This is a genomic window from Pontibacter sp. 13R65 (genome assembly GCF_047525655.1).
Lineage (GTDB): Bacteria > Bacteroidota > Bacteroidia > Cytophagales > Hymenobacteraceae > Pontibacter.
In genome coordinates this window covers 309423-329883 of the sequence record NZ_JBLIQL010000004.1, presented here as the reverse complement: position 1 = coordinate 329883, position 20461 = coordinate 309423, and the positions used below count along the sequence as shown (strand labels likewise).

9 protein-coding genes are annotated in these 20461 nt (G+C 46.8%); all 9 read right to left on the bottom strand.

Features of this window, described 5'->3' with window-relative positions; genetic code table 11:
* Positions 1-13: 13 nt before the first annotated feature.
* The 9 genes from ACMA1I_RS07385 to ACMA1I_RS07345 all read right to left on the bottom strand — a co-directional run bounded on the left by ACMA1I_RS07385 (position 14) and on the right by ACMA1I_RS07345 (position 18998).
* Entirely contained in the window at positions 14-1105 is a 1092-nt protein-coding gene (locus ACMA1I_RS07385; protein WP_337067656.1) for a family 10 glycosylhydrolase, read from the bottom strand.
* A complete protein-coding gene (locus ACMA1I_RS07380; RefSeq protein ID WP_337067655.1) occupies positions 1102-2274 on the bottom strand; it encodes a carbohydrate-binding family 9-like protein in 1173 nt (390 codons plus the stop codon). The genes ACMA1I_RS07385 and ACMA1I_RS07380 overlap by 4 nt, the downstream gene beginning before the upstream one ends.
* A 121-nt stretch (positions 2275-2395) precedes the next feature.
* On the bottom strand, positions 2396-4792 hold the full coding sequence (locus tag ACMA1I_RS07375) for a glycoside hydrolase family 3 N-terminal domain-containing protein (protein ID WP_337067654.1): 2397 nt from the start codon (positions 4790-4792) through the stop codon (positions 2396-2398).
* A 128-nt stretch (positions 4793-4920) separates the two neighbouring features.
* Entirely contained in the window at positions 4921-6792 is a 1872-nt protein-coding gene (locus ACMA1I_RS07370; RefSeq protein WP_337067653.1) for a glycoside hydrolase family 35 protein, read from the bottom strand.
* Between the two features lie 745 nt (positions 6793-7537).
* On the bottom strand, positions 7538-9010 hold the full coding sequence (locus tag ACMA1I_RS07365) for an alpha-L-fucosidase (protein ID WP_337067652.1): 1473 nt from the start codon (positions 9008-9010) through the stop codon (positions 7538-7540).
* A 235-nt stretch (positions 9011-9245) separates the two neighbouring features.
* Complete coding sequence (locus ACMA1I_RS07360; protein WP_337067651.1) at positions 9246-10700, bottom strand: alpha-L-fucosidase; 1455 nt, start codon at positions 10698-10700, stop codon at positions 9246-9248.
* Positions 10701-11482: 782 nt separating this feature from the next.
* Positions 11483-13951 (bottom strand): alpha/beta hydrolase-fold protein, encoded by a 2469-nt coding sequence (locus ACMA1I_RS07355; protein ID WP_337067650.1) that lies wholly within the window; start codon positions 13949-13951, stop codon positions 11483-11485.
* Between the two features lie 112 nt (positions 13952-14063).
* A complete protein-coding gene (locus tag ACMA1I_RS07350; RefSeq protein ID WP_337067649.1) occupies positions 14064-15626 on the bottom strand; it encodes a SusD/RagB family nutrient-binding outer membrane lipoprotein in 1563 nt (520 codons plus the stop codon).
* A 39-nt stretch (positions 15627-15665) separates the two neighbouring features.
* On the bottom strand, positions 15666-18998 hold the full coding sequence (locus ACMA1I_RS07345; RefSeq protein WP_337067648.1) for a SusC/RagA family TonB-linked outer membrane protein: 3333 nt from the start codon (positions 18996-18998) through the stop codon (positions 15666-15668).
* Between the last annotated feature and the right edge of the window lie 1463 nt (positions 18999-20461).

Below are 20461 nucleotides of genomic sequence, written 5' to 3'. Positions count from 1 at the left end.
TTGACACTAAACATTACACTTTAACAGCTGCAGAAGCACGTTTCAAGGCTGCAAGTACATCATCCGTTACTTCGCCGAATAAAGATATTCCGCCTGCACCGTTTTGCATGGCATATTCCATGCCTTGCTGCAATTCTGTGTTGCTCTTGAAATCCGGAAGGAAAAGACCAGCGTAAAGCGGGAACCGGCCCGCCAGAAAATGAACTCCTTCTGTTACAGCATCGCCAATCCAGCGAACGTCTTCTTTGTAAAAGCCATGGTAGATCATGGGGCAAACGCCGGTCAGGTTCCAGTTCGTCCAGTCTTGCCGCACAATGCGCCTGGCTACTTCCGGCGTAGGAAACACAGCTGCGGTTATCGCTTTTTTATGTTCTTTGGCAACAGCAGCCAGCTTGTTTACAATGTTATTCACGGCGTTGTAGCGGAACAACCGCCACGATAAGCTCTCTTCAGGGTATTGTATTTTGGTGATGTCATCGCCGCGCCATGCTTTAAACTTTGTCTGGCACACCTCGCAGTAGCAGTAGTCGTACTCCGGCAGTTCTTTTGTCTGCTCAATTTTGTAGTTATCCCAGAGGTTCACCGGCAGAATTACATCGCAGAAACGAATGTAGTCCAGGTGTATGCCGTCTACATAATCCTTTTTTAATGTATTGCGCACATCCGCCTCCAGGTACTGCTGCACCTCTTCGCGGGACGGGCACAGCCAGCGATAATAATTTACGTAAGGCGGCTGGTCGGCACAGGACTCTCCCTTGCGGTTGCGGGCATACCACTCCGGGTGCGCCTGCAGCAGCTCTTTTTCGCCCCGGTTCATGATCCACATCCAGCGGTGTGCTTCCAGTTTCTGTTTTTTAGCAGCCCGAAAATGGACCTCACTGTCAGCCTCGAAAAAAATGCCCCTTATACCGGCATCGTAATACTGCTTGTATTTTTTCTGAAGCGTTTCATCTGTCTCGTCGTGTTTCGGGTTGATCCATACCCAATGTTTCCAGCTTTTCTTTTTGCTGGCAGGGGCGGCCAGCGATGTAGCAGGCAAACTGGCGGCCATACCGGCAGCACCTGCCAGTAAACTGGTTTTCAGGAAAGTTCTTCTGGTTTTCATAAGGTATTTTTTAGCTTTTGAATGAGTCCCTCCTGGTTAATGCTCCACACAGCATTATTGGGACCTTGTATGGTGGCCATAAACTGATGCCGGGTGGCATCGAGTTGCAATTGGTTTGGCTGGTTTTCTATAACAACCCGCTCCTCTTCCTCAAAGCCTAGCTGCGCCAGAGAGGTAGCATAGAGCTTATGTTTCTCGTAATACTCCTGTTGCCGGTAGTAAACCAGCCACAGGTACTTCTTTTGCTTTTCGGCGTATGGCAGGTTAAAGGCCACTGCTTTGCCTCCTGCTTTCTGACGTGTAAAATGCAGGTAGCCCCAGCGCTCCGGGTAATGCATGTTCACAACTCCCTGCGGCGACCACACCCAGTTATGTTCGGGCAAGGGCTGTCCGTTTTTGTCTTTCTTCTTTACATATTTTCCGTTCTTCACCTCCACATCCCACTCTACTCTCGAAAAGTTAATGCGCCACATGCTTCCTTCATCGGGCACTTTGGTGTCGTTGCCCATAGAGACAGAACGGAACGGAATGGCCATTTCTACTGTCCAGCCTTGGTCGGTATCTTTCGGGTTATTGAGCGTACCCTGCACCTGCACCGCCGACTGCAGCTTATGCAGGTTCCACGGAATCATGGCACTCCCGCCATTGCGGTAAGGCTTGGGCAGGAACAGATCGAAAATAGTATTAAGAGCGTTTACTTCGACTTCGTAATACCCATGCGTGGTATTTTCAGGATCCAGGAAAACCTCAAAATCGTTGTCGTGAAAAATGATTTCGTCGTGCTGCTTTAGCGTAGCCCACACATGTGGTTCTTTTAATTCAGCGGCTATAAATAAATGGGTGTCATTCCAAACCATTTTCACGCGCGTTTCGAAAGTTGGTTTGGGCTTGGCGTCTCCTTCAATGTCTTCAAAACGCTCGCTCCAGCTGACCTTTTTCCACACCTCGTCGTTGATATTGCCATCTATAACGGGGGCTTTCTCAGCAAAGTAAGCGGTGTAGCTTTTTGGTTGTGTAAACAACGGTTCCAGTCCGGCAAAAGGCGATTGCGCCCTCCCCGCTGTTGTTGTCAACAGCAGCAGAAACAGCACAAAACAAAGCAAACCTTTGGCATTGAATATCTCCTTACCTGCTCTCATAAATCCTTTGTAAGTAATAGTAGTAATCATATTTTAATTCGCAGCAAAACGCGTAAGGCTAACAGTGGTGAGACATCGCCCTTTCTGGGTGTGATATGCCCAGGCTACTGCTTTTCGGCAACAACCCGAGCAACTTTTCCTGTTTGAATTCTTATTTCCCTGCAACCGATATTTGAATGGCATTTTGCACGTCAAATTCAGTTGTAAGCCGGATATCTTCTGAGGAAGCTCCTACCATGACGGTAAACTTACCTGGCTCCACGACCCACTGCATCTTTGTGTCGAGCAGCATCAGGTCCTCTGCATTCAGTTCCAGTTCTACTGTTTTTTGCTCCCCAGCCTTCAGGTGCACCCGCTGAAATTTTTTGAGTTGTTTCACTGGCGTAACGGTAGAGCTTACATTGTCGCGCAGGTAGAGCTGCACCACCTCATCGCCATCGCGGGAGCCGCTGTTTTTTACCATAACCTGCACCTTTACTTGAATTGCACCTTGTTGCTCGGTTGCATTTACCTGAACATTGCTGTACTCAAATTTGGTATAGCTCAGGCCGTGGCCAAAGCTGTAGAGCGGCTTTGCATCGGTCTCCACATAATCGTGAGGAGCAGGTCGCTTGGCGTTGTAGTACACCGGCAGCTGCCCCACGTGCTTTGGCACCGATATAGGCAAGCGTCCGGCAGGGTTATAGTCGCCGAACAGCACATCGGCTATGGCGTTGCCACCTTCCTGGCCCGGGTACCAGGCATCCAGAATGGCAGGCACATGGGCAGCCAGCCAGTTCAGGTTAAGCGGACGGCCTTTGATGAGCACCACCACCACCGGCGTTCCGGTTTTTACAACTGCCTGCAACAGCTCCAGTTGCTTGCCCAGCAGGTCCAGCGTGGCACGGTCGTAGCCTTCGCCACTTTCCATATCGCTGATGGCCTCGGCACCGGCAGCTGCTGTAACGGTAGCAGCACCGGTGCTCTGGTATTCTGTTTTGAAATCGCGGGCACTCGATCCACCGAGTACCACCACAGCTACCTCGGCATTTTTAGCTGCTGCAACGGCTTCTGCTATGTTGGCAGCCGTTGTATCGCGGATGGCGCAACCTTTTACATAAGTTACTTTGGTGTTGGAGCCGACTTTGTTTTGGATGCCTTTCAGCACCGTTACAACGTTGCTCTCCGGCTGCGGCGCGGTATAGTCGCCGAGTTGGTTATACATATTATCTGCATTCGGCCCGATAACAGCAATACTTTTCAGGCTCTTGCTCAGCGGCAGCACCTCCTTCTCATTTTTCAGCAATACAACAGACTCCTGCGCTACCTGTCGCGCCAGCTGCACATGGCTCGTGTTTCTGACCAGCTTCGCCGCTTTTTTGGCATCTACGTAAGGGTTTTCGAACAAGCCCATCTCGAACTTCAGGCGGAGCACCCGGCTTACCGCCTCGTTCAGCACCTCCTCCTTTACCTGGCCTGCTTTTAGCGCATCGAGTAAAGCTTTGTCGTAGCCGTAGCCGCTCAGGTCGGCATCCAAGCCAGCATTTATCGCCAGGGCAGCAGCATCGGCAGGCGTAGCGGCTACTTTGTGGCTGCTCACCAGACCAGAGATGCTGCCCAAATCTGACACAGTAAATCCGTTGAAGCCCCACTGATTCCGGAGCAGGTCACTCAGCAAATACTCGTTTGAAGAACATGGCACGCCATCGATGGAGTTATAAGCTGTCATGACAGAAAGTGCACCTGCCTTTACAGCCGCCTGGAAAGGAGGCAGAAAGCTCTGGTGTAGTTCCCGATGCCCCGTGCTGATGCTGCCTCCGTTATGCCCTCCCTCCGGCACTCCATAAGCTGTAAAGTGTTTCAGTGTGGAAATAACATTTGCGCCGCTTTTCAGGTTATCGCCCTGAAAGCCTTTTACCATGGCTATGCCCATCTGGCTGTTCAGCACCGGGTCTTCGCCGTACGTTTCTTCTACTCGTGACCAGCGTGGCTCCCGTGCCAGGTCCAGCACCGGACCGTAGCCGATGTGTGCTCCCTGCACGCGGGCTTCAGCGGCAATAGCGGTGGCCATGCGCTGAATCAGGGCGGGGTTCCAGGTGCTGCTTTGTCCGATAGAGGTCGGGAAAACAGTTGTCCCAATGGCCATGTGCCCGTGCGGACATTCTTCGGCAAGCAGCAGCGGTATGCCCAGGCGGGTTTTCTCTACCAAATACTTCTGCAGTGCATTGGTAGCCTCGGCTGCCAGTGTCGGGTTCAGGCCAGTCGACAGGGTTTTCCTTGTCCAGGGGTCGGCTCGTAAGGTAGCCCATAACATACCAATATGCCGTTCGTCCACCGCTTTTCTGAAGGCGGCACTGGTGGTTACTTTTTTTGCCTGCTTGTCATACATTTCCCAGCCGAGCAAGGTAGAGAGCTGGCCCACTTTTTCCTCCACAGTCATGCGGCCCAGCAGGTCGTTTATTCTGTCGGAAGTGGCAGCTTTGCTGTTTTTGTACAGTGGCTTTGCCTGCTGTGCAACTACTGATGTACTGCAGGTAACGCTGATAAAGAGTAAGAGGTATTTAATCATGTAAAGTAAAATTTAACAGCGGGAACAAAGGCTAATCTGGCAAACAGGAAGTTTCCCAGAGCCAATAACTCTCCTCCGGCTTTCCCTGCTCCTGCTTGTTGAGAAGGAGCAGGGGAAAATGAATACCGTTATTGAAGTTCTTCTAAAATGGGTTTGTCTACAGTCCGAAGCTCTTTCTGCAGCACGTCGTTTTGCTGATCGAGCACCACCACCTCGTTTTTACCTTTGTTGAGCCAGCAGCCCGGCAGGTATAGCGTTTGCTGCGGACCAATTTTCCAGTAGCGCCCCAGGTTGTGTCCGTTTACAAACACAATGCCTTTGCCCCAGCCGCGCATATCCAGGAACACATCGCCGCCGGTTTGTTTTAGCTCAAAAGAGCCAGTGTAAAGCGTTGGTTTGCCTTCTTTGTTTTTGGAAGTATATTTTGTTAGGTCAGGCACCTTGTCGAAGGGCATTTTGTACATGTTCCAGTCGCCGGTTATCTCAAAATCGTTGATCAGGATCGGAGAGATAATGCCTTTGGTATTGTGCACAATTTCGGAGCCGTAGTTAATGCGGCCCATGTTCTCTACCAGCAACTCCAGCATGCCGTTAAATGGAATTTGAATATCCAGTTCGTACTTGTTCTCCTGCCGGTTCAGCTCTCCTACCTTTTTTCCGTTTACATACACCGTGGCATAATCGCGGAGGCCCTTTACCTGCAGCTTGCCCTGCACCGGCTGGTTGAAACGTTTGCTGTACAGCACGTAGCCATGGCCCTGGTTCAGGTCTTCAAAAGAAAGTGGCGTGTCGTTGTTGACAGGCTTTATATCCTTCTTCAGATCAAATAAATCTACTGTTTTGGTAAACTTAACAGCAGGTACCGTAATAACCGGAATCGGAGCAGGTACTTCCGGAACGGCATAGGCCACATGCTTTTTCATCAGCTCCCGGATGGCGGTATATTTTGGTGTTGCCCAACCTGCCTCGCTGATGGGGGCATCGTAGTCGTAGCTGGTGATGTCTGGCTGAATATCGTGTTCTTCGTTGTAGTTTGCGCCGGAGGTGAAGCCAAAGTTGGTACCACCGTGCACCATGTAGTAATTAAAGTGCACTTTGTTTTTGAGGTACACCTCCGTCTGTTTTGTAATCTGATCGGAGCCGATGCGCACGAAAGGCTCTCCCCAATGGTCTAACCAGCCTGGATAAAACTCAGCGACCATGTAAGGACCTTTGCCACCGTTGTACTCGTTCACTGCTTTTTTCAGGTTATCAATATTGCCTTCGCCGTTGGCTGTTGGCAAGGCTCCTTCTATCGCTCCTCCTTCAAATAACCAAGTGCCGTCTGAGGTAAAGAATGGTCCTTCGAAACCGGCCTGGGTCAGGAGATTTTTAATGGCCGCATTGTATTTCTTGTGTTCTTCCAGCGGAATATCCTCGCGCTGCGACACGTAAGAGCCAAATTCGTTCTCGACCTGCGTCATGATAATGGGGCCGCCTTTGCTTACCTGCAGCCCTTTCACCTGCTCTGCCAGCTTGTTAATGTACACTTTGCAGGAGTCCAGGAAAGGCTGGTTATTAGCCCGAATTACCAGGTCAGGGTTTTTCTGCAGCCACCACGGGTAGCCGCCAAACTCCCATTCGGCACAGGCATATGGCCCCGGCCGAAGAATGACGTACAAACCTTCTTCCTGCGCTGTTTTGATGTACTCCGCCAGGTTTCGGTTGCCGGTTTTAAAATCCCAGACACCGGGGGCGGTGTTGTGATAGTTCCAGAACACATAGGTTGCCACGGTATTCAGTCCCATGGCCTTCATCATTTTTAGCCGATGCCGCCAGTATTCTTTCGGAATGCGGGCATAATGCATTTCGCCCGAATGAATCTGCACCGGCTTTGCGTTGACCAGGAACTCTCCGTTCTTAATTTCAAATGTTTGCTTTTTCTGAGCGTTAACGCCAAGTGCCAGCAAAAAAATGCAGCTACAGAAGCCTAGTAAAAATCTTAATTTATGTTGTAACATAAGTAAACTTTGTAATGAGACACAGGACGTATTCATTGGTCTGTTTATTTCCTGCTGTTTAATTTTAATTTCAGGTAATCTGTTTCATTACCAAATAATAGAACTCAGCTTTTGCGGTAGCAAACATTTCTAATTACTTTTTTCACCGCCCCGTTTGTCATCCTGAAAGGATCTTGTGGGCGAGATCCGATAGTTTCGGCTATTGTTGATGAAGTCTAAGTTCGCATAGCTGCTTTCCTTGCTTCTTCAAACTGAAGCTATTGCATAGCTGGCTTTCTTGTTCTTTTTGTCTTGATACAAAAAGAACCAAAAAAATCAAGACGATTTTGAACTCGCTGAACGCTCAAACAAAAAATCGTCAATAGGTGCACCTGGCTAATGCTGTTGCTCCTTGCCGCAATACATTAATTTAGGTTAGCCTTTTGCTAAATTATTCTAATGATTTTGGCCTTCCGGAGGTGTTCTGTTGCAAAATAGTCAAGGGTTGAAAGAATAATTATCTCGCTGGTGCGAGCTTGTAGCTCGTACTTCCATTCCACGATTCTTCGGCATAAACAAAATAAGATTGCTTAAAATGGCACGAGCTACAAGCTCGCACCAGCGGCAGATTCTCGCAACCTCTTAAAGTTTGACCAGATCAACCATTTAACAATTCAACCATTTAATGACCAACAATCAACAGACCCAATTATTCTAATAAAAAAGCCCTTCCAGAGCTATTTTACTTCCGTAAAGCTAAGGGCTATTAATATACCTCTATAGCCGAAATAACAGGACTGGCTTTGGCATCCTGAATTGTGATGCGGATTTTGCTGGTGCTTACCGGATCATCGAGTTTTAGAATGCGCTTGTACCCGATGGTTGTAGCTGTAGCTACAGGTTTCCAGGTGTTTTCCTGCCACACATCTACTGAGAAAGATTTTACACGCTGCCCCAGCTTGATGTACTCCTGCAGGAGCACATACTTTACGGGCTGCACCTTGCCTAAATCGATCTCCAGACTTCCTGAGGTGGTGTTATCGTCGGTAGTCCAGTAGGTTTCTTTGTCGCCGTCGGTTAGGTTGGCTGCTGCGAATGCTTTGGCGTTGCCTCTGTAGGTGTCAGCTTTTGCTTTTGCAGCCAGGTTTGTTTTAAATTCCTGGTCGAGCAGCTTTCGCCAGCCTTGCAGCGCCTTCACATCATTTTCGTGAATAAGGCCACGTTTATCTGGAGGCAGATTCAGGAGCAGCGTAGAGCCACGGCCAACCGATGTCAGGTACAAGTCGAACAGCTGTTCCGGCGTTTTTACTTGTGAGTCTTCTTTCTCATGATAAAACCAGCCGGGCCGAATAGAGGTGTTCACTTCTGCTGGTATCCACTTGTCTCCATCCTCAGAACCTGTGTTCAGCAGCTCTTCCACACCGAATTTACCGGCATACAAAGTATCGTTGCTGATGGTGTTCCAGTTCGTTTCTCCGCCTATCCCCTGCTCGTTGCCGCACCAGCGCAGGTCGGGTCCGCCATCGCTGAAAAACAAGACTTTGGGATTTGGCTGCACCTGACTGACCATCGCTAAGGTCGTAGGCCAGTCGTAGTAAGTGGCGCGGTCTATTGTGCGTTTCTCGCGGGCACCGCCGTAGTAACCGTCTCCTCCGTTTGCGCCATCAAACCACATCTCGAAAGCAGGTCCGTAAGCGTTGAATATTTCTTTTAGTTGGTTCCGGTAATATTCTATATAAGAGGCCTGCCCGTAATCAGCCCGATTCCTGTCCCAAGGCGAAAGGTAAACCCCGAACTTCAGGCCGTGTGCTTTACAGGCGTCCGCTACTTCTTTTACCACATCGCCTTCTCCATTTTTATACGGACTGTTCTTTACCGAATGCTCTGTGAATTTGCTCGGCCACAAGGCAAAGCCATCGTGATGCTTACAGGTAAGAATGACACCCTTAAAACCGGCGTCCTTTAGCGTGCGCACCCACTGGTCCGCGTCCAGAGCGGTAGGGTTAAAAATAGTTGGACTCTCGTCGCCGTAGCCCCACTCCAGGTCGGTAAAGGTATTGGTAGTGAAGTGTACAAATGCATTCATTTCCATTTCGTGCCAGGCCATCTGTGCCTCTGTAGGCACAGGCAACACAGGCTGAGGAGGAGCAACGGCTTGTGGTGCCGTGCTACTCGTTGAGCAGGAAAACAGGGTGCTAGCCAAGGCAGTGGCAAGGGCCAACTGTCTGTATTTTTTCATGAAGTATGTTTTAGCATTTCATTATTAAAAATGTACTTGCTGCTGAAAGAAGTCTCTTTGTCTGCTTCTCTTAATAGAGCCTGAAGGCCGCTGGTGCGAGCTTGTAGCTCGTACCTTATTTCAGATGAAAGTACAAGCTACAAGCTCGCACCAGCGTACAATACCTGCAAGATCAGCTTCAAAAGGGGGACTTTTCCTCCCTTAGTAATTGCTGCGCGGACTCAGCTACTTGCTACTACTCAGCTGTAAAGGCAAAAGCCAGAGCAGGCGAAACGGCCATAGAAGCGGGGAGGAACACTTTTACTTTATCGCCTTCTTTAACCCATTTTACTTGTTTGTTCGTCTGTAGCAGTTTCATTTTGCTTCCTTTTTTTGGCGTATTGCCGGTCCATTCTATAACACTTGGTGCAGCTGCATTTTCTGGTAGCAGGGCTATGGCATAGCGTGTGCCTTTCTTGCCTTGCGTGAAATAAGTTGTACCATCTTGGAAGCGGTCGGTGGCTCGGGTGTTGTAGATGGCTTCTCCGTTCGCATCTAACCACTTACCTATTTCTGCGAGGCGCGTCACAGCTTCTTCAGGCAGTGTACCATCTGGTTTCGGACCTACTCCCAACAGCATGCTACCTCCTTTGGCCACTACTTCTACTAAAGAGTGAATCACTTTTGCAGATGACTTAAATTTATCGTTCGGCACATAGCCCCAGTTGTTGGCCAGGGTCAGGCAGCTTTCCCAAGGGTTATCTATTTTATTTTCAGGAACGCGCTGCTCCGGCGTTTGGTAATTCTCATAAGGACCATGAACCGTTCTGTCTACGATGAGCAAACCCGGCTGCGCCTCCCGTGCCATGGTGGCGATGCGTGGCATGTCTACTTCCTGGCTAAATTCAGGAATAGCTGCGCCCCAGGAGCGGACTTCATCGTTTACGGTTTCAGAAGGTCTTACCCAGCCGCCGTCGAGCCACAGGATATCCATGGAGCCGTAGTCGTGCATCAGTTCGCTGATCTGGTTGTAAGTAAACTGTTTGTACTGGTTCCAGCGCCACTCATGCTTGCGGATGTCGTAGTTGGCGTTCCGGTCTGGCGTAGCGTATTTTGGCCACCAGAAATACTCGGAGTGCCAGTCGGGTTTGGAGAAGTAAGCACCGATCATGAAGCCTTCTTTCCGGAAAGCATTGAACACATGCTTGGCAACGTTAGCCTTTGGATGATCTTTAAAAGGGCCGTTCGTAATCTTGAAATCAGTCTCTTTGGTATCGAACATGTTAAAGCCATCGTGGTGTTTGGTCGTGAACACCAGGTAACGCATGCCTGCTTTTTTAGCCACACTTGCCCACTGCTCTGGGTTAAAATTCACCGGATTAAAGTCTTTGCTGAGGCCCCAGTACCACTTTTTGTAGTCTTCGTAGGCGATGGTGCTGTCGCGTTCAATCCAGTCTTCGGAGCACAGTTGCCACGATTCTATAATGCCTGGCACTGCGTACAGTCCCCAGTGAATAATCATCCCAAATTTCTGGTCCTGCCACTTCTCCAGCTTTTTTTTCACCAGCGGATCGGTAGGCGCTTCGTATTCCGCGGACTGATGATGAACTCCTTGCTCTTGCGCCAGGGCAGGCACTGCTAAGGCTGCACTGAGGAGCGAAAGGGTCAGAAGTCGTTTTAGTGTGGGTTGTTTAATGTATTGGTAAAGCATGTAATAGTTTTTTATAATGGTAAAGATCTTCAAGCTGAGTGTTTTTGAAGATCTGAAATCAATTATTTTAACTTAAGTTGTGCGGAAGCAAATGGCATTTACTTTTCTTTTGTTATTTTATTTAATCTATCTTCTACTTTAGGTTATCTCCTACTTTTTCTCTTTTTAATTTCCTCCTCTTTTGTCATCCTGAAAGGATCTTTTGGACGAGATCCGTTAGCTTCGGCTACTGGGGGTTTAGTCCAAGTTTGCATTGCTGCTACTAAGGTGTTAACTGCTGCAATTTGTTCTATAGCTGAAGTTCTTGTTCTTTTTGTCTTGATACAAAAAGAACAAAAAAAATCAAGATGCTCCAAATCGAGGGCCCCTACCCCCACTCGCCGAACGCTCAAACAGTGGAGCCTCATTAAGTTCACCTGGCTGATGTATTCGCTTCGTTGCTACCTGCCGCAATACATTGTTTTAGGTTAGCCTTCTGTTAAATTATTCTAATGATTTTGGCCTTCAGGAGGTGTTCAGTTACAAATATGGTCAAGGGCTGAAAGAGCAATCTTCTTGCTGGTGCGAGCTTGTAGCTCGTACTTTACTAAAATAGTACGAGCTACAAGCTCGCACCAGTGGCTACTTTCATTAATCTAAGATCATCCATTTAACAGCTAAACCTTTTGACAATTCAGCAATCAACAACTAATCCAATTATTCTAATAAAATAGCCTTCTGGAGCTGTTTTCCTGTTTTTAATCCAAGCGTCAAACTTTGCTTTAAAGCTGCCTCTCTTTCGGCTACTGCACTACCTGCTGGCCTTTTTCTATACTCCAGTCGTTGCCGTAGAAGCCGGCTGTTTTCATTCCTTTGGCACCATCGCGGAGCATATCGAGCGAGAATACCATGTAATCAGGAAAACCGCTGCCACCGGCAAAGTACTGGTTTGCGTCAGCTGCCTGCATGCCTTTTAATCCGGTTCCGGTAATAACTGCTACAGAAGCTACTTCACTGTCGGCACGTGGCCACATAAAGTAAGCCCCCAGGTCATCGCCCTGGTAGGTTTTGTCACCAACCTTAATATTTCCGCGTTGCACTTGTATAGGGCACTTTGCTAGTAATTTCTTGTAAGCACTGTTAGTGGTGGCATTGCCGTAAATAATAACACCACGGTCGGCATAAGCAGCAGCTTTGAAATCTTTGTCTGCTACCATATCTACTGCTCCGTTGCCACGATAATACCATACTTCTGCATCGTAACGCGCTTTATTATACGCCCATTCGTTTTCTGCCTGGTTGCCAGCCGTGCCATACACAAATACCATCCGGTGATTGAATGGCTCCTTTAACGTACCGTTTCTGCCTGCTCCTTTTTGCTTGCTTAGTTGCGGCTTCGTTCCTGTGTTCCAGGTGTTACCGTTGTAGTGCAGGTACAGGATATCTCCTTCTGATTTAACTTCGTAGATAATAGGTGCTTGCTTATCCAGAGTAATCGTTAGCTTCTCCCCTTTCTGAAAATCACCTAGAGCAAAACTCAGTATACTTATGTTTTCGGTACTGCCGGTGATGGTTTTCAGCTTTTTATTGCGTTCGAGCTGCACGCGGCTGTACTTAAGCGCTTGTTGCTGCTGCAATACAGATACCCAATGGTACGATGAGGAAATGGCAGGACTAGCTGTGCTGAAGTTCACTTTGTTCACAGCGCTGTCGCTGGGAATGGTATGCCACTTAAAATAGTCGAAGATGGGTTTCCAGTCTACACTCTCATCGCCGAACCAATGCGAACCGCCCGGATACTCGTAATAGCTGAAGTCTTTATGGAAACCAGCCAGCAAAACTTTCATTTGCCTGGCATAATCTACTGACACTACTTTATCGCTGTCGCCGTGGTGGATGTAAATACCGCCTGCATTATAGTTCTGCGCCAACTCCAGCACATTGCTTGGGTTGCTGGCCTGTAGCAGCAAGCTTTCCATCCCTGTTCTACCAGCTTCCGGAATTTTGCCATCGGCAGATCCATACTCGCGCAGCGTTGGGTAACCGGCACAAGGCGCAATAGCAGCCCATTTGCCCGGGTACGTCGCACCCAGATACCAGGTACCGTGCCCGCCCATGGAGTGGCCGGTGAGATAGATTTGTTTTGGGTCGGGTTTGAATTTGGTTTTAGCTAGTTCAAAAACTTCCAGGGCATCGAGTCTGCCCCAGTCTTCCCAGTTAAAGCCGCGTGGCCTCCGGTTGGTTGGTGTAACCACTACTCCCCAGTCTTTTGGCTTATAAGCTCTGGCCTGTCCGCTGGCTTCTACACCGGCTCCGTGTACAGAAAGGAATAAGGCTGATGCACCACCTGTTGTTTTCTGGCTTTGCGGTGCTACCCCATAGTATTGAATACTGCCATCAATATCGCTCACAAAGGTGTTGCTATAGTGTTCTTGTGGTGCTACAGCAGTCAGTTTTATTTGCTGCGCATCCAGCACTTTTCCTTTTTGCAGGATGCTGATAGCAGCAGTCTGATCTCCTTTTTGCTGCACACCCGAAGGATCTAGCTTAAACCCAACTTTTCGGATGGCCATGGCAGGAATAGTGGGTGCGGTTGTTACAAGTTCTTTGCCAGCCAGTTGGCTTTTTAGTTGCAGGTTAGTTAAGGGTTGGGCTGTAGCATTAATTACTACCACGGCTCCCCACACTGGCTGTTGCTGCTCCCCTATTATCACGTTTGGCAGTGTCGGATCTTCTACATTTAGAAGTACTGGCTTGGCCGTGAATGCTAATTTAGCTGATATACCGTTCCAGGCCGAAAACCTGGACCCTCTTATATAAAGTTCGTTTGTTCCTTTTCTGAGTTGCACCGGCAGTTGCAACCACCCATCGCTGTAGATGTCGCCGGTGCGGGGCTGGCCGTTAAAGTATAGCATATTATGGCCGGCAACCTGTAGCAAAGCTGTTCTCTCAAGGTCAGACTCATACGTGAGATACAAGTAGCCATTTGCAAGTTCTTTGCCTTTGAATTTTGTGGTACTATCTACTACCATGGTGCGCCAGATGGCTTCACTCCCGGCAGTTCCATTAAATGCGGCTTTTCCTTCCGCTGGTTTTTTCAGGGTGTTACCATACAAGTGGTAAGCCAATTGATCTGTGTAAAGCGCCTCCCGCCCATATTGGTGGCTGTTTTCTACGACAAGACCTTTTGTAAATTGGTGCGAAGACTGTGCCTTGGCATGAATGTAAAAAGTAAAGAATAGGAAGACTAGTAACCAGCTGTTTTTTCTCATGTTAGGTAGTAAGGCGCTACTGCTCTAGGTTTTGATTTATGTATAAGCGTGTGATGTAAGAAAAAAGAGATTGCCAAGCAGCCAGCTTAGCAATCTCTTCTGACCATATTTATTAGTTTACATCCCAGAAAATTTTCCCGGTACGGATGTCTTTGCTTCTAACCTTCTGATAGTTGTCGCTGTTGTAGGCGTTCTCGCTGCTTGGGTACATTAAGCGAGTCGGAGGGGTTTCGAAGCCGGCTAACGTTGCAGGTCTGAATGTTAGCTGCGGATAACCTGTTCTTCTGTACTCAGACCAGCTTTGTACAGCCTGAAGGAAACCAAAGTGTACCCATTTCTGAGTCCAGATCTTAGCTAGTTTCTCCTGTGCAGTACCTGTGTAGGCAATAGCTGCACCTTCCAGGAAGGCCGTGATTTCCTCAGCAGTTGGTGCTGTCTCGTTTGCAATTGTGCTCAGGCTGTGCAGGTAGTAGTAAAATTCTACAGATTGACGAATACCCATTTTGTATGCCGTTTCTGCCTCTCCTCCTCCCCAGCGCTCAAAGGCTTCAGCCTTCAGGAAGTTAACTTCTGCAGCTGTCATTACTATTCCAGGCAAGCTGGTGTTATTCAGGAAAGTAGCTGAATCCAGAATGGCAAATTCTTCTCTACGTTGTACCTGCTCTTCTGCACCAAGGCTCATCGGCATAGCTTTGAACTCTGGGTTCGGCACAAAATTACCGTTAACAGTTCTGCCATATTTATCGAACAGCACATCTATACGCGGATCGTTAGCAGGCTTTAATACTGTTTCCAGCATGTATTCCGGTGCCGAGAAGCTATTGATCTCTGTCAAGGCGTTATTCAGGTTGTCAGTATAGTTTGTGAGCGGTGCCAAAAGGATGTTATGGCTTGTCTCATCAACCAGCGGATACTGAGCAGGATTGCTCAGCATGGCCATAATTTTAGTTTGAGAAGTTCCCTCATCTACAAAAGAAGTACGCATGTACAAACGCAGCAACAGCGAGTTGGTATAGCGTCTCCACTTGTCTACGTTGCCGCTCAGCATGATGTCCTGCTTCTGAAAAGAAGGGTTGGTTTGGGCAGTGGCGAAGTAAGTGGATGCTTCTTCTAGCCCAGCAAAGATAGCGGCATACACTTCTTCGGCTGTGTCGAATTTAGGTCGCACAATTGTTCCGGTCGCGGCCAAGCTACCAGCTTCGCTAAACGGAATGTCACCCCACATATCAACCATTTCAGACGCTTCGTCGAGCATAATTACCTTAGCAGCCTGCACGAAAATGTCTGCAGTGGCTTTGTCGGCTTCAGGTAATTTTGCATAAGCGGCTTCTATGGCGCGGTAATGCACCATGGCACCACCGCCATCGCCACCTGGTCTGTAAAAATCGTCCCAACGGTTCTGGATATAACCAGGGTTTTGCTGGTACATGGTGTTGGAGTTTTGGAAAGACAGCGACTGGGTATACACACCAGGCTGCTGGGCTATAAACGTACGAACATCCCAATAAGAAGGGCGAACCCGGTTGTTGTCCAGCATCTCTGTAAAGAAACCACCTATCGACGCATTGGTTGTTTGGTCGGGGTTGATGAAGTTCTCCTCCAGTTGGTCTTTACAAGCCGTTAAGCTGGTAAAGGCAGTTGTTAACGTAACTATATAAATGAAAATTCTCTTCATAACTAAATTCTAATTAAGTTTTAAGTCCCTTACCAGTAATTAAAAGCTAGCATTAATCTGGAAACCAATGCTACGGGTAGCAGCGCTGGAACCTTCGTCTATACCTTGGCGGTACCACTGCGAACCAATTGGAGCTTCAGGGTCAAGGTTCTCAAGCGTTCTCCAGAAGTAGAACAAGTTTCTACCAACTAACGACACACGCAGGTTCTGGAACTTCATTTTCTGTGCAAAACTTTGTGGCAGGTTATAACCTAACACCAGCTCGCGCATTTTAACATAGCTGTTATCATACACAGAGCCTTTCGCATTCCAGGCATCTGCACCCCAGTAGAAAGTATTCATGTAGTAGTAAGCAGCATCTACAACAGTTGTGTTGGTCTCACCCTCAGCAGTTACACCTTCCAGCAGCACACCATCGTGGTAAACAGTACTGCCATTTGGAGCGGTAGCGTTGTGGCTAGGCAACAGCACTTTGGTAGTACCATCCATGTAGTAAGGCAAACCACCATTGGCTTCGTCGCGGTATTGCATAGTGTTTTCGAACATACCGGCACCATAAGCATATTTCAGCGGAGTAGATACGATTTGGCCACCTAAGCGGTAATCCACCAGGAAGTCAAGAGAGAAATTTTTGAAAGACATGGTGTTAGAGAAACCACCAACTACTTTTGGCAGAATGTTACCTGCTTTCTCGTAACGTGTTTTGTCGATTACATACAAGCCGTTTGAGCCAATTATATGGTTTCCGTTAGCATCTGTTGCACGCGGGAAAACATAGATGTCGCCGATTGTTTCGCCAACTCTGGCTACCACACGTACAGCGCTCTGCTCAGCATCGTAAAACACAATCTCTTCCAGACCGTCGGTCAGGCTATTTACCTTGCTGCGGTTAATGGCAAAATTGAAGCGGGTAGTCCAGTTAAATGCGGCGGAGGTGATAGGCTCGGCGTTCAGAGCAAGTTCCCAGCCATAGCTTTGTATTTCACCAATGTTAGATATTCGGTTTCCGGCACCCACACTGGTTGGCAGCGCCAAAGGAAGAATCTGATTTTTTACACGACTAGTATAGTACGAAAGGTCAACGCCAATCAGGCCGTTCAGAATCTTGGTATCTAAACCAAATTCCTTTTCATACTTATTCTCTGCTACCAACGACTCGTTTCCATATTCTCTATTTGAGCTCAATGATGGAACCGGACCATTTATCGTTTGCAATGGTGTTTGGCTATAGGTAATGTTAGCTCTATAATAAGGAGGAGCATTACCTACCACACCATAAGAAGCTCTTAATTTACCGTAGCTTAAGAATTGTGGTAACGCAATAGCATCTGTGAAAACAAAACCAGCGTTCACTGATGGGTAGAAGTAACTGTTGTTAGCAGTAGGTAGCGTAGAGGTGTACTCCTGACGGCCTGTACCTTCAACAAAGAGGAAGTCTTTGTAGTTAAAGCTCATAGTACCCAAATAGGCATACTTGGTAACTTCTGCACGCGAAGCCGTTGTAGTTGGCAAGTTGAATGAGTTGTTTAAGCTAAACCAGTTAGCCGTAGTCAAACCGTCTCTGGTGCCGGAAGACTGGTCGCTGTAGTTTTCTGTTCTACCCTGGAAACCACCGTTTACTGTAAATTCAAAGTCTTCAGTTATATCTTTTGAATAAGAGAGCAAGGCATCGCCGTAGAAAGTAGCATAGCGGCCTTTTGAAGTACCATAATACCCGGTACTGTTGCTTTGGTTAAAGGCTATAGGATACTCGTTGTACTGGAAGCTTTCGATAGCGCGGTTGGTAAAGTCGTTACCTACACGACCTCTCAGGCGGAAGCCTTTTCCAATTTCATAATTCAAGGTAGCACTGGTGATAATTCTGTCCTCAAATTCCTCTTCTCTGTTACGCAGCTGGCTCCAAAGGAAATTCAGTATTTCAGGTCGAATATTGTATGCCAGGGCCTCTTGTGGGTTACGCTCGCGTTGTGCTGGTAACACGTATTTATAACCTTCTGATGTTTGGTATTTATCTAACCAAACTGACATATCTTCTGAACGACCTAAAAATCCGTCGTAAGAAGCAGTGAGCCTGTTTATCTGCATCGGGCGGTTTTTAACATAGCTGTTTACATAATTCGCTACGATGTCAGCAGTCAGTTTATTAGATATTTTGAGCGTGCTGTTCAGGTTAAAGGTATTGCGGGTCATGCTACCACCACGCTGCACACCTTCGTAATCGTTGCGGGTGTAAGAGAGGCGGTAAGTTGCCTTATCCGTTTGGTTAGAAAGCGCTGCATTTATAATAGAGTTAAAGCCTGTCTGGTAAAACTCTTTATAGTTATCTGGCTGGGCATTGAAGTTTCTTCTGGAACCATCCCACCAGTAAACTTCCTGCCCTTCCATTTTAGGGCCAAACTGCGCCCAGGATCTAAAGTTCGGACGGATACCGTCAGGTGTTCCATCACCGTTTGAGTCAACCGGAATCCAACCTTCTTCTGTAGCACCTACTGATGCGTTTGTAGCTCTGTCGTAACCAGGTCCGTAGATGTTCTGGTATTTAGGCGTAAAAGCAACATTCTCTACATTGTACGTGTAGTTCACATCTACTCCTAAACCTTGTCTGGATGATCCTTTTTTAGTTGTAATTACAATTACACCACTTGCCGCATCAGAACCATAAAGTGCTGTGGCACTGGCACCTTTCAACACGGTCAAAGACTCGATATCAGAAGGGTTTATATCTAAAATACCATTGCCTCTAATTCTTTGGTCATCCCAGTAACCGCCGTTGTTACTACCACTGGCACCACGCTCGTTGTTGTTCCGGATAAGCACCCCATCTACCACATAAAGTGGTTGTGTATTATAAGAAAGTGAGTTAATACCCCTGATCTGCACGTTTACCCCACTGGTGGCACCACCTGGCGCAGTGGTAATTTTAACACCGGCAGCTTTACCGTACAATGCAGAAGCAAAGTTGGTGTTACCAGCCTGAGTTATTTCCTGGGCGCTCACCGTGCTGGTGGCATAACCAAGCGCACGTTGGTCTTTAGAAATACCTAAAGCGGTTACAACCACTTCGTTAAGTGTTTTTGAATCGGAAACAAGGACAACATCTATAATCGCACGATTACTGACAGGCACCTCTTTTGCAAGAAAACCTATAAATGAAAAAACAAGCGTACCGCTTCCATTGGGTACTTGCAACGAATATGCACCATCTATATCAGTAGATGTTCCGGTAGTCGTACCTTTTAGCAAAACTGTAACGCCAGGTAACGGTTGCTGCTTCTCATCGGTAACCTTTCCTGTAATGACTTGCTGAGCCCATGCCATCTGGAACGAAAACACCAACAAGACACTAAAAAACAGTGTAATGTATTTTCTCATATTGGTTTAGATTAAGTAAATAATTAGAGTTAAATGTGCATTATGTTAGGTAAGTGTGGATATATTAAAATCGTTAGTTTATAAATAATTTAGGATGAACGGAATGCCCGCACCTGTTGCCTCGAAGCAAAATATTAACTTACAAATATAAATTATCCTAAAACAAAGAAGTTAACTTTGTTCTGGAGAGTGGCGAATAAGATACTGTACAATTGCCTGAATTAATAAACATCTGCACATATCCAGTACAAGATACGCCAGTTATTACTCTTACTAATTGGGATTTATTGCTACACTACAACCGTATAAAGCACAATTTTTAAGTACCTCAACAAGTTCTCAAGAAACTCAAAAATCTAACTTGGATTAGACTTTACACATTGGCCGGAAAGTACAATAGCTATTATGATAATAGATCTCTATTGATGTACCTAAGGTAGAGAACTAAATTCAGAAAAACAAATTAAAAATAACAAATGTGTGCGGTAACACATTACCTGTGTGCGGAAACACTAACGAGTGCACGTTGTTTAAAAAGCCTGATCTATTCCTCTGTTACAATAGAGTAAACTTAGGTAAAACTCAAAAATATTTCTATTTAGGCCATTTGCCGGCTAAGAAAGCAGATTTATTTTTAAAAGGTTTAACAACTATGTTTTAACAATGTCTTTGATGCTGAAAATTTCTATAACTGCTATCCTATTTGAACAAGGCCAAAAAGAAACATTTTTCCGAAAAATAAATTTTACAAAAAAATAATGTGTCCGGCAACACCACCCTTGTGCACGGAAACATGGGAAAGGAAAAGTTGCAAAATAATTTTGTTTTTTGGAAAATTGGTATCATCTTTATAAGGGTGAGTACCTTTAGCCACATACCCTTATAATGTAATAAAGGCAGCTGGGTTGCAAAATACACAGCAGTTAAAAGCATTTGCCGGGAATCAAGATGCCAAAACGAGCATATTAACCTCAGGAAGTACAGTTTTATTAGAGTAATTTAAATATCAAGTCAGCAGCAGTGTTTTCTGTAAACAACACACAGGAACCTCCTAAGTTGTAAGTTGAAATTATTCTAATCAAAACAGCCTTCCAGATATGTTCTGTATAAAACAGGACTCGCTATAAAGATTTCTTTTCTGGATAACAACACCAACTGCTCACTACATCAGGCAAAGCGGCACTAGGGGCGGGATTAGCAAAAATGTGTCCCCTCAGGATGCGTGGTGGCTTCTAAGAAAGAATTTATTTCCTAAAAAGCTACTGGATGTTTAAAACATGGTATGAGGAAATTGATACTTTCTCAACGTAGCTGGCAAAGAAACATGAATTTTAAAAAGAAGCTTTACCTTTACTCCAATAGCAGTACTGGTGTGTAGTAAAAGCAAGCTTCAAATCTCTGCTTTTCCCAAAGGAGGCCTTAATAAGGATGGACACTGATACAAAAGGTTTACTTTTTGCATG